Origin of the sequence: Pisciglobus halotolerans (genome assembly GCF_900113675.1) — a bacterium.
Classification (GTDB): domain Bacteria; phylum Bacillota; class Bacilli; order Lactobacillales; family Carnobacteriaceae; genus Pisciglobus; species Pisciglobus halotolerans.
In genome coordinates, this window is record NZ_FOQE01000047.1 from 1 (window position 1) to 11,156 (window position 11,156).

At 34.5% G+C, this 11,156-nt stretch carries 10 protein-coding genes; 8 read left to right on the top strand and 2 right to left on the bottom strand.

Features of this window, described 5'->3' with window-relative positions; genetic code table 11:
- From BM057_RS10375 to BM057_RS10385, 3 genes are all read left to right on the top strand, one after another.
- Window positions 1-363: IS30 family transposase (locus BM057_RS10375; protein WP_143074511.1), on the top strand; the 363-nt coding region annotated here is incomplete at its 5' end.
- Between the two features lie 1,244 nt (window positions 364-1,607).
- Entirely contained in the window at window positions 1,608-1,877 is a 270-nt protein-coding gene (locus tag BM057_RS10380; RefSeq protein WP_092093592.1) for a hypothetical protein, read from the top strand.
- Window positions 1,878-2,285: 408 nt separating this feature from the next.
- A complete protein-coding gene (locus tag BM057_RS10385; protein ID WP_092093595.1) occupies window positions 2,286-3,656 on the top strand; it encodes a DUF4301 family protein in 1,371 nt (456 codons plus the stop codon).
- A 36-nt stretch (window positions 3,657-3,692) separates the two neighbouring features.
- Here the strand turns inward: BM057_RS10385 and BM057_RS12155 are convergent, their stop codons facing one another.
- Entirely contained in the window at window positions 3,693-4,022 is a 330-nt protein-coding gene (locus BM057_RS12155) for a transposase (RefSeq protein ID WP_143074512.1), read from the bottom strand.
- On the opposite strand from BM057_RS12155, the gene BM057_RS11740 reads away from it, so the two are divergent.
- Both BM057_RS11740 and BM057_RS10395 read left to right on the top strand, forming a co-directional pair.
- Window positions 3,912-4,172, top strand: coding sequence for a hypothetical protein (locus BM057_RS11740; RefSeq protein ID WP_092093599.1), 261 nt, complete (start codon window positions 3,912-3,914; stop codon window positions 4,170-4,172). The two genes, BM057_RS12155 and BM057_RS11740, sit on opposite strands and share 111 nt — an antisense overlap.
- A gap of 35 nt (window positions 4,173-4,207) precedes the next feature.
- On the top strand, window positions 4,208-5,551 hold the full coding sequence (locus BM057_RS10395) for a coiled-coil domain-containing protein (RefSeq protein WP_092093602.1): 1,344 nt from the start codon (window positions 4,208-4,210) through the stop codon (window positions 5,549-5,551).
- A gap of 237 nt (window positions 5,552-5,788) precedes the next feature.
- Here the strand turns inward: BM057_RS10395 and BM057_RS10400 are convergent, their stop codons facing one another.
- The gene (locus tag BM057_RS10400; RefSeq protein WP_092093604.1) at window positions 5,789-6,541 is read right to left on the bottom strand and encodes a MurR/RpiR family transcriptional regulator; all 753 of its coding nucleotides are present in this window, start codon (window positions 6,539-6,541) and stop codon (window positions 5,789-5,791) included.
- A gap of 199 nt (window positions 6,542-6,740) precedes the next feature.
- On the opposite strand from BM057_RS10400, the gene BM057_RS10405 reads away from it, so the two are divergent.
- The 3 genes from BM057_RS10405 (at window position 6,741) to BM057_RS10415 (ending at window position 11,069) form a co-directional block, all read left to right on the top strand.
- Window positions 6,741-8,072 carry a family 4 glycosyl hydrolase gene (locus BM057_RS10405; RefSeq protein WP_092093607.1) on the top strand — a complete coding sequence of 444 codons (1,332 nt, stop codon included), beginning with the start codon at window positions 6,741-6,743 and terminating at the stop codon, window positions 8,070-8,072.
- 24 nt (window positions 8,073-8,096) lie between these two features.
- On the top strand, window positions 8,097-9,704 hold the full coding sequence (locus BM057_RS10410) for an alpha-glucoside-specific PTS transporter subunit IIBC (protein WP_092093609.1): 1,608 nt from the start codon (window positions 8,097-8,099) through the stop codon (window positions 9,702-9,704).
- 462 nt (window positions 9,705-10,166) lie between these two features.
- Window positions 10,167-11,069, top strand: coding sequence for a BglG family transcription antiterminator (locus BM057_RS10415; RefSeq protein WP_092093612.1), 903 nt, complete (start codon window positions 10,167-10,169; stop codon window positions 11,067-11,069).
- Window positions 11,070-11,156: the final 87 nt, after the last annotated feature.

Sequence of the window (11,156 nt, forward strand, 5' to 3'; positions counted from 1 at the left end):
AGTGCTGATCTCATCCAAAATGCTGCTCTTCAGTTGATGGAAAAACAAGGAAACGAGCAGTTTAAATCTCTGACTACTGATAACGGTTCTGAATTCGCCTTGCTCTCCCAGATCGAAGAACAAACCTCTTCTGTAGAAGTTTTCTTCGCTCATGCTTTCGCTTCCTGGGAAAAAGGGACGAATGAACGACATAACGGTCTGCTTCGCGAATTTGTTCCTAAAGGCCATTCACTAAGAAACTTAAGATATCAAGAGCTCCAGCTTTATACAGACGCAATCAACGAACGTCCACGTCGAATCTTAGATTATGCTACACCAAAAGAATGTTTAGCATCTGAAATAGATAGAATAGTCGCAGCTTAACGAGCTTCTTGTTGCGCCGAAAGGATAGCGTCTTGCCGCAAGCGGTGTCAAGAGCCGCTCTGCTCTTCCTCTTGACACCGCTTATTGCAAGACACACTAAAAGACGCACCAACAATAAGCTAAAAAATGGAATGGGCACAAGACTAAAGACAGAAGTTTGTCCCATCCCTTGATAACACTGACTTTTTAGTAAATCCGTTGTCTGCCAAGGTTTTTATAAAAATTTATGCATTTGACTTTACAATTGAGCGACACCAAAAAAAGAACTATACGGTACAAGCATTTTAGGTTATTGGCATAGGTTCAACAATTCTAAAATTGGGAAAATTTCGTTATGGACTATTTCAAGTGTAGTTAGCGGCTTTATTGGCGCTCTCATTAGTATTTTTGTTTAACACCATAATGAATATAAAAAGCAAGAAGCCGTGTGTAACTGAGATAACAAAGAAGAAATCAGCATAGTGTTTATAGCAAAATAAAAGTGAATCTTTCCCAGGTTAGTTAAGTGCTGTGATTGAAATAGACTAGGAAAGCAAGAAAATAGTCTACTGAATCAGAATACTATTTCAGTTGTTGCAAGCAAAATTACCGCCCGTTGTGAAGTCGTTTAACACTCATAGAAAAAAACTTGTATATCTAAATAGGCAGACTCATAGTCAGAAGTAATAGCTTTAGGTTTGAAAATTAGAAATACAAGAGTTTCTTGATAAACACTGCATGCAGTTTGAATTTACCTATGTAGAACATATTGAGAAAAGGAAAGCCGTTGATAAGAAAGAATAAAGTTGGCTTATTTATTATTTTTCTAACGCACTAGCTATGACGCTCATTATCAGTTTAATTCAGTTTTTTAAACTTCTTGAGTATTGCGGACAGATTGAGCCGCTTGTGCGAAACTTAGAGCCAGTGAGTGCATGGAATAGAGCGAAAAGGAAAGCCTTGATAACAAAAGATACCAGTGGCTGGTTTATTGCCTTTCTAATGGGTATTCTATAACATTCATTGCCAATTTGTTTACTTCGTCAGCCTAGGATGTTTATGCACTAAATAAATTTTAAATTTGTTTTGATATTACGTTCTTTTTTCACAAAAAAATGAAGGAAATTGTAATGAGTTTAGCATTCTCTTTAAATTTGATAAATAATGAAAATATTTGTTATTTATCTTAAAGAAAGCGTATACAAAACGCAAGTTATGTAGTAAAATAAATCTCGGAAGCAAAAACATACTGAGGAGAAAAAGACATGGAAACCGAAATGATTGCAGCAAAGTCATATGATTATGTAATGATCGCTTTATATTCAAAAGAAATTGCTCTCCACTATGTGTCAGGAGATGAACTGGCTTTATCGTATAAGTTTCAAACAGAAGAAGAAGCAACAAAGTGTTACCAGTTTTGTGTAGGTTTAGTAGATTATCTAGAAAATACGCCTGCTGAAGAAAGAGAGGCGGCTCACCGAAACTGGGTACAGATGTACTTAGCTGGAGACGACATTGAATTAAAGGTATACTAATGTTTGATTGAAAGATATACATATTTCAAATAACCGTTTTTGCTTCCAAAACAAAGCAGTAAAGGTAAAAGAAGTGAATCGTCATTATTTAAATATTTGATCGGTACAAAAAAGTGAATCTCATTTAAAAACATTTTTAGTGAAAGAGGCAATAAAAGTCTCTTTTAGCTAGAAATGTTTTTTTAATTTGGAAAGGAATATTGTTAAGAGGTTGTAATTGAATATTAAGTGAACATTCTATTCATGGAAAAATGCTAATGGAAGAAATTGTTATTGTAACCGCACCAATAAAAGGATATGATTATCATATAATAACTTATGTTAGCATGTTTTCTATTTATTAAATAAGTAAGTACTGTATAAAATAATAGGAACAAACCATGAACGTTGATTTAAAGGAGAATAGTTTTGGAAGAATTTATTGAAAAATTCCGTAATGGAACGCATTATATGGAGATCGTTTCGGCGGTTACGGAAAAAGAACTGACAACGAGTAACGATATTACTGAAGAATATGTAGAACAAAAATGTGTAAAGTTTATACCTGCAAGTGGCGCAGCTACACGGATGTTTAAAGACTTATATACATTTTTAGATGATGAGAAGGAAACTGCATTTATTGATCAATTTTTTGATCAGTTAGAACACTTTGCATTTTATGAAGATATCAAAGAGTTTGTAGAGACAAATAAACTAGATAAATACACAACTGAAGGCCGTTTGAAAATCGCCGACTGTGTAGTGAAAAGCAAATTAGCGTATGGCCATTTGCCTAAAGCTTTGATCAAAATGCATACATACAATGATGGTGCTACTACTCCGATTGATGAGCACATCTTTGAAGGGGAGCAATATTTAAATCAAGATTCTTTCAACATGCATTTTACTATAGCAGAAGAACATGAAGAACTATTTAATCAGTATGTCGATCAAGTTCTACAAGGAAAAGAACACATCGATATTACCTATTCTTTTCAGAAAAAAGAAACAGATACACCGGCAGTGGATATGAACAATCAACCTTTTTATTTGGATAATGGAGAGGTGTTTTATCGTCCAGGCGGGCATGGCGCTTTGCTGGAGAACCTAAATGATTTAGATGCGGACATTATTTTCATCAAAAACATTGATAATGTCTGTCATAGAAGCCAAGTTGAAGATACGATCGAGTCGAAAAAAGCATTGGCTTCAGTAGGATTAAACGTACAAAAACAAATTAATGCGTACATAGCAGACATTTTATCTAATGAGTATCATTTAGCAGATATCGAACAGTTCATTAAAGATATTTTGAATATCACTTTGAAGACCGCATTAACAAAAGACAAGGCGCTGGAATTTTTAAATCGACCTTTAAGGGTATGCGGAATGGTTAGGAATAACGGCGAAGCAGGCGGAGGACCGTTTGTTGTCGACAATGGAGACTATCTAGACTTGCAGATTTGTGAAAAAGCTGAAATTGATCTAGCAGATGAAGAAAAACGAGCGATTTTTGAATCTTCAGGTTACTTTAATCCAGTTGATATCGTGTGTTTCGTAAAAGATTACAAAGACGAGAAATTCGACTTACGAGATTATACCAATGAAGACCGCTATTTCATCAGTGAGAAAACCTACCAAGGCAAAGAAATAAAAGCCCTGGAGCACCCCGGATTGTGGAACGGCGCAATGCACAACTGGAATACACTGTTCATGGAAGTACCGTTGAGTACCTTTAATCCAGTGAAGACCGTGAATGATTTGCTGAGAGAAGGGCATAGGGAAGTATTATCATTGTGACAAAGAATGAGACTTGGTTAATAGCTAAAACATAATTTATAAAAAGTCGCATTTATTTAGAGTCACGTCCATAATCCTGTGTAAAATCTTATAAGGGATTTTATTGTTTTTTATTTTTTTATTAGAAATGGTACTGGAATTTTTATTAAAAATTGAACTTGATATCTCGTTGTTAAACGACGTGCGAGTAATAGATACTAAACTTTTATGGGTATCAGAACTAATAAGTTTTGTTCCTTGTAAGTCTCGTTCTTTGTGGCAATCAAAGAAGATGTGCCACGTATTAACACTTTCTTCATTGATTATCAATTGGCGCATTCTTTTGAACAAGAGTCTAACGAATTGCTCAAAAGTTCGAAAGATCATAAAGTCAGTCCAGCTTTTGAAAAAACGCTGTTAGACATCAAACAATACTATGAATTTATAAAAACTGATGATCTTAACGAAGAAAGTAAGGCACTGTCGTTAAAAGAATATCTAGCGCTACTTCAAAATTGCAAACAGAATTTGGCATAGAAATTTGATAAAGAGGGGATGGGAATAAAAGTAAAATGAAATTGAAACGAACTTTATTAGGAATTATTTTTTCGTTCTCAACTGTAGGGATTATGGCTACTGCTGTTGATGCTGAATCTTATCAAGAAGTTTACGATCAGCAAGACCAACAGGAAAAACAAATACAAGCAGCACTTGATTCTAAATTCATTTCAGCAGATGATTATAAACTGTTAGAAAAGGAATTAGAGCACTTCAACGAAGCTAAAGAAAGCGAAACTCGTCAGTCATTGCGAGCAATGATTGCTGAGGAAGAGAAACAGTTTTTAGAAGTTCAGGAGCGTCTTGATGTTAAAGAGGCTGAAGCAGCCAAAGTTGAGCATGCTCAATTAACGAAAGACTTCTCATCTTTAGAAGAAAAGGGAGAAGAGCCATTCGTTGTTGCGAAAGATGCTCAGCAAATTGAAAGTCTAAAAGATGAGCTAACAAATTTGGACTCTACAGAAAAAGTTCAGCCCATTCGTACGTTAGCTTCTAAAATGGATGAACTATCCACTCAGATAGGCGATAACCAAACTCAGCTGATTCAGTTGGTCGACGAATTGAAAGAACTTCATCAATCAGCAGAGGAACTGTCAAAAAATCAATATGTGCTAGCAAGCGATAAAGAAGCATTGGAAAATGATGAAAAAGAAAATGCTCAATTTTTTGAAGACGCTGATGATGTCGAAGTGGTCGAAAGCCGGATAAATGATTCTAAGGCACTCATTGATGGTTTGCAAACGAAACAACAAGAAACTGAACAAGATTTTAAAGAAAATGAGGGACAGGCAAACGAACTTCTTCAGTCAGCAAGTTCCTTACTTTCAAAAGGTGATTTGACAACTGAAGAGAAAGAAGCGTTACAGGAAGTTAGTCAAACGTTAAGTAATTCATTAGAACTAAAGGATTATGAACCAGGAAATCTAGCAGAAAACTATAGTGTTCTTCAGACGAAGCATGATGATCTGTCAGATAAGAGCAACGAGAGAATCGCAGAAGCAAAGAAAAAGGCTGAACAAGAAGCTGCAGAAGCGAAAAAGAGAGCAGAGCAGGAAGCCGCTAAAAAAGCAGAAAAAGCAGCCCAAGAGAAAGCAGAAGCAAAGAAACGAGCATCTCAGCAATCAGATAACAATTCTTCTAAGTCCAACAACTCGTCTTCTACTAAATCCAACGATTCAACTTCTTCAACTACAGTATCAGGAGGATGGCATCAAGCTCCAGCTGGTCACAAATACCTGAAAGTTTCTAGTGGTAAAACATACGGTCAAGTTAAAAATCCTGGGAACTTTAGTCTTATTACCGTAGAAGAAGCAGCCAAATACAGTCCAGGACATGGGAATGGTTACGCTAAGCAGTAATGATCATATTGCAACACGTATTTGCTATACTTAATTTCATCACTTAGGACAGCCTAATCTTTACAGCTCCTTTGGATGGGAAGCAATAAAGTAGTATTTTCTTTGAAAGACATAGCAAAATCGCATTGATTTAGTAATTCATATTAAATAAAAACATTTCTAGTAAAAGAGGCAGATAAAGTCGCTTTTGCTGGAAATGTTTTTTTGTATATAGATATTTAGTTTGTGTTTGTTCCATTAAAAATAATGATCCAGATAAAAACGGAACAGTGAGTCAATCACAATGTTTAAAGTGATAAAGAAATTGAATTCTTTAGCTGGATCGTTATCGATTTGTAAGTGGGTAAATTGGTAGTATAGCTGGTAGGTTGATTGCGAAGACAAATAATTCTGACTTAAAGGTGTAACAGAACAGAAAGGGACACCACGCAATTTTAGTTTGGTAATGTTATCTTCTAATTCTAAATTTTCTCCGCTAAATGAGATAAAAATGACTAAATCATCTTTCGTAAAAGAATCGATATTCCAGTTTAATTCAGTAACTGAAGGGATTGGGATAATAAAAACATTGCAAGACATAAAGTTGCGGGTAAAATCATCTGCAGCTTTTTTCTCGCCCCACCCTGTACCATAAATGAAAACTCGATTAGCTAAAGAAATAGCCTCGCACAAAGGATGCATGTTGGTTTGAGAAATCAGAGACATCGTTTCTTTGATGTCATTTTCCAGTAAAGCAAGATTATTCTTTACTGATAAGGTTTCTTTCTTCTTCTCATTTTTTAAGTAGTACTTAAATTCTGAAAAGCCAGTGAAACCAAGTTTTTGGGTCAAGCGAACGATAGTTGATTTTGATGTATGAGACTGAAGAGATAAATCATGGATTCCTGTATGGGTAACGCTTTCTTTATTGGCTAAAATATAAGAAAGAATGTCCAAATCATTTTCACTTAGTTTAGATCGATTAGCATTGATAAAGGTTTCTAAACTCATTTCTTGGCCTCCTAATTATAATTTCTACAACTATCATAGCATAATTTATTTATCACTAGTAAAAGAGGATGAAAAAAGTTCCGTGTTTTGGAAAAATTTAGTTTTTTTGAACGGAAGCCCTAAACCCAGAGTTGGTATCGCTTTCTTTGTTAGCTAGAATTATAATATGTGTATATTAAATAAAGGAAGGTTGAGTGGAATGAAAACAGAACAGTTGAATATTGCAATCGCTGGAGGAGGAAGTACCTATACACCAGGAATCATTCAAGCGATTTTAAATAATATACAAAAGCTGCCAATCAAAGAAATTAGACTTTATGATATCGATGAAGCTAGAAATAATGATATGTTCTTAATCATAGATTATATGTTAAAACGAGAAAAGTTAACGGATGTAAAACTGATAGCTACTTTAGATCCAGCCGAAGCTTTTACAAATAGTGATTTTATTTTTTCTCAAATTCGTGTTGGTGGAATGAAGATGAGAGAAAAGGATGAAAAAATTCCTTTAAAACATGGATTGGTCGGTCAAGAAACTTGTGGTCTCGGTGGATTTGCTTATGGTTTAAGATCTATATCTGGTCTTTTAGAAATCGTTGGATTCGTTCAAAAGTATGCACCAGACGCTTGGATTTTGAATTATACCAACCCTGAAACGATTATTTCAGAAGCAGTTCGAAGAGTTTATCCTAAAGCTAGAATGTTGAATGCTTGTGACATGACTATCTCCATTGAAGAAACAATTGCTTTTAACTATGGTTATGACCGGAAAAACTGGATTGCAGAGTATTATGGGTTAAATCATTTTGGCTGGTATACAAAAATCTATGATAAATCTCTTGAAAGAGATGTTATGCCTGAAATTATTGAAAAATTGAATACTGAAAATATGCATGTAGCTGATTTTAATGAAGGAGATAAAACATGGCAAGATGCTTTTAATATGATGTCTGTTATCACTAAAAGCTTTCCAAATAATATCCCTAATAACTATTTAGAATATTATCTTTATTCTGATATGGTTGTCGAAGATTCAGATAAAAACTATACAAGAGCAAATATGGTAATGGAAGGCAGAGAAAAGAACACGAAAGAAATGGCTGAAAAAATTCGTCAAGGAAAAACGGAAGATGTACTGAACTTTAACTTTGGTGAGCATGGCCAGTATATCGTGGATATGGCGACTTCCATCATGAATGACGAACATAAACGGTTTATGCTGATTGTTCCGAATCATGGCGCCATTCCTAATTTGAGACCGGACGCTGTTGTTGAAGTTCCTGCTTATGTAGGGGCGACAGGCGCAGAGCCGATTTCTTTAAGAGAAAATATTTGTGATTTCCACAAAGGGTTGATGGAAGCTCAAGTTGCGGCTGAGAAACTATTAGTAGATGCATACTTTGAACATTCTTATCAAAAAGCATTACAAGCTTTTACTTTAAATCAAACGGTGCCTTCAGCTCGATTAGCTAAATTAGTATTGGACGAAATGATCGAAGCGAATAAAAAATATTGGCCTGAATTAAAATAAACGATAACAAAGGAGACAAAACGAATGATGGCAAAAATACAGCGTTTTGGTGGCGCAATGTTTGGTCCGGTTATATTTTTTATTTTTTCTGGAATCGTCGTAGCTTTAGCTTCAGTATTTACAAACCCTGCTATCGTTGGCAGCATTGCTAGTGAGGGAACATTATGGTCGAATCTTTGGAATGTGATTGAAGCTGGTGGTTGGACAGTATTCAATAACATGGAAGTACTATTTGTCATAGGACTCCCAATTGGGCTAGCAAAAAACGCACATGCGCGCGCAGCTATGGAATCTTTTGTTCTTTATATGACGTTTAATAGTTTTGTAGCAGCTATTTTAGAAACATTCGGCGGTACTTTTGGGATCGATTATAGTGCCGAAGCCGGTGGACAAAGTGGGTTAAAAATGATTGCAGGTGTTAAAACACTGGATACAGGTGTTTTAGGTGCAATCGTCATTGCTTCAATCGCTATTTATTTACACAATCGTTTCTTTGATAAAAAGTTGCCAGATTTTCTAGGTATTTTTCAAGGTTCAGCATTTGTAGGGGTTATCGGATTTTTCGTGATGTTTGTTATTGCCTTTCTAACTTCATGGATATGGCCAATCATCCAACAAGGTATTTTGTCTTTACAAAGCGTAATGGTCAACTCAGGTAATGTTGGTGTCTTCTTGTATATCTTTTTGGAAAAGGCATTGCTTCCAACAGGTCTACATCACTTTATCTACACTCCATTCCAGTATGGTCCTGCGGTTGTCGAAGGTGGAACAACTCTTTATTGGATCGATCATCTTCGCGAATTTGCAAGTTCAACTGCTCCTCTTAAACAGTTGTTTCCAGAGGGAGGATTTGCATTACAAGGCATCTCTAACTGGTTTGGAATTCCAGGTATTGCATTAGCTTTCTATTCAACTGCTAAACCAGAAAATCGGAAAAAAGTTCTTGCTCTCATTATTCCAGGAGTATTGACATCCGTTTTTGCTGGTATTACTGAACCTTTTGATTATACATTCTTGTTCATTGCTCCTGTACTATTTTTGATCCATGCTTTATTAGCGGCTACGATGGCAACAACGATGTATATTTTTGGTGTTGTAGGAGATATGCAGGGTGGACTCATTGAATTAATAGCTAAAAATGTTATTCCAATGGGCGCCAATCATTGGCAGACCTATACGATCTTAGTCATACTGGGTATTGCCTTTTCAGCAATCTACTTCTTTGTATTTAGATTCTTGATTCTTAAATTTGATTTTAAAACACCTGGAAGAGGGGAAAGTGAAGAAGAAGTAGAACTCTATACGAAGAAAGATTATAAAGATAAGAAAAATAAAGTTTCCTCGGGAGGAAATGCTTACCGGGATCAAGCAGGCGTTTTTTTGGAAGCGCTTGGAGGATCTGAAAACATAGTGGCTGTAAGCAATTGTGCCACTCGGTTGCGCGTCACTGTAGCAGATGAAACAAAAGTTAAAAGCGATGAAGCTTTCCTAAAAGGCAAAGCACATGGCGTTGTACGAAAAGGCAAAGCTTTCCAAGTGATCGTTGGACTATCAGTACCTCAAGTGAGAGAAGAATTTGAAGCGCTGGTCAATGATGAAACAAAAACAATAACCAACGAACAAATGGTATAAACAATTTTATTAAAAAACGCAAACCTCAACAGCAATTTTTGTTGAGGTTTGCGTTTTTTTTTGATGGAGTTACTTTTTTAATAAAGTATCGGATTTATTTAAAGTTTTTTGATAACTTAACGAGCGTATTAATTGAAAGGAATAGTTGCTGAAACGGTCAACCCTTCCTATTTTGGGTGTAGTAAGTAATTTTTTTCAATTGAATGAAAGTTTTTAGAAATACCAGAGCAATACAAAACTTAAAATTTATATAGAGCATGGAAAGAAAATGGAAAGGTGAAAAAGAGTTATGATGTAGAAAGGACTAAAAGGATTTCCTATATTATTTTAAAATTGGAAGGAGATAATTTTAGAATAATTAAATTGGCCTACTTTATTTCATTAAATTACAGTAATTTATTCTGTATTCAAAAGATATTTATAGAGAGATAATATAGCCGTATCCATAAGGGGAGAAAAATAATGAAACTGGAAGAACTTCAAGTTGATATTATTAGTTTTTTATTAGATGAAAAGACTACTACCATAGCAGAAATTTCTCAATCTACAGGTGCATCTAATAAGACAATTTCAAAGTACATTGAATTAATTAATGATGTATTTGATAAGGAAGGCTTAATGGTTCGAATTACAACTAAAAGGGGGGTAGGAGTAAAAATTGAAGGCGATTTAAAAAAACTAAATAAAAAGATACGAACCCTTGGATATTATGTAAATGATACTGAACAAGATCGGATAACTTTTATTTATTCTCAATTGCTGAATATAAATGGATACATTACGATTCAAGAGTTATCTGAAAAAATGTTTGTTAGTCGAACAACTGTTGAAAAATTACTAAAATCAGTTAAAAGAAATTTGAAAAAGCTAAACGTCCATCTTATTGCAGATCAAAATGGATTAATTCTTGAAGAGAATGAGGAAAAGAAAAGGAAATTAATGTCCGAGGTGCTAAGTTATTATTGGTCCGGCATATCTACAACGAGTGATCTAGAATTAAACGCACAATTAGATAGTGATGCTTCAGGAATTGTAGATAACAAAGTATTTAAGACTGTATTTAAAGTATTAGGAGAGTTTATAAACGAAAATCAATATACAATTACTGATTATGAATATCAAACACTAGCTATTCATCTCGCTATTGCTATTTCACGAATTTCTCATCAATTTTATATTGATAAAGCTAATGGTTTTTCTAACAATGTTTCGGCTAAAACTATTGATTTAGTAGAGATATTAGAAAAAAAATTTAGTATTTCTTTTCCAGAAGTAGAAAAACAGTACATTGATATTTATATCAATTTATTCAGTAATAATCAGAAAAATAAACATGAAAGCTTACAAAAAATAAATAAAACCTGAATAATTCATACTTTTAATTAAAACCATGTGAAACTGCCTCACGGCAGCTTACAATTACTTTTTCATCTTCACCCGTTAAGTGATGAA

Excerpts from the sequence above, each read along its gene's own strand:
- BM057_RS10380 (WP_092093592.1), top strand. The coding sequence starts at position 1,608 with ATGGAAACCGAAATGATTGCAGCAAAGTCATATGATTATGTAATGATC.
- BM057_RS12155 (WP_143074512.1), bottom strand. The coding sequence starts at position 4,022 with ATGATCTTTCGAACTTTTGAGCAATTCGTTAGACTCTTGTTCAAAAGA.
- BM057_RS10395 (WP_092093602.1), top strand. The coding sequence starts at position 4,208 with ATGAAATTGAAACGAACTTTATTAGGAATTATTTTTTCGTTCTCAACT.
- BM057_RS10400 (WP_092093604.1), bottom strand. The coding sequence starts at position 6,541 with ATGAGTTTAGAAACCTTTATCAATGCTAATCGATCTAAACTAAGTGAA.
- BM057_RS10405 (WP_092093607.1), top strand. The coding sequence starts at position 6,741 with ATGAAAACAGAACAGTTGAATATTGCAATCGCTGGAGGAGGAAGTACC.
- BM057_RS10410 (WP_092093609.1), top strand. The coding sequence starts at position 8,097 with ATGATGGCAAAAATACAGCGTTTTGGTGGCGCAATGTTTGGTCCGGTT.
- BM057_RS10415 (WP_092093612.1), top strand. The coding sequence starts at position 10,167 with ATGAAACTGGAAGAACTTCAAGTTGATATTATTAGTTTTTTATTAGAT.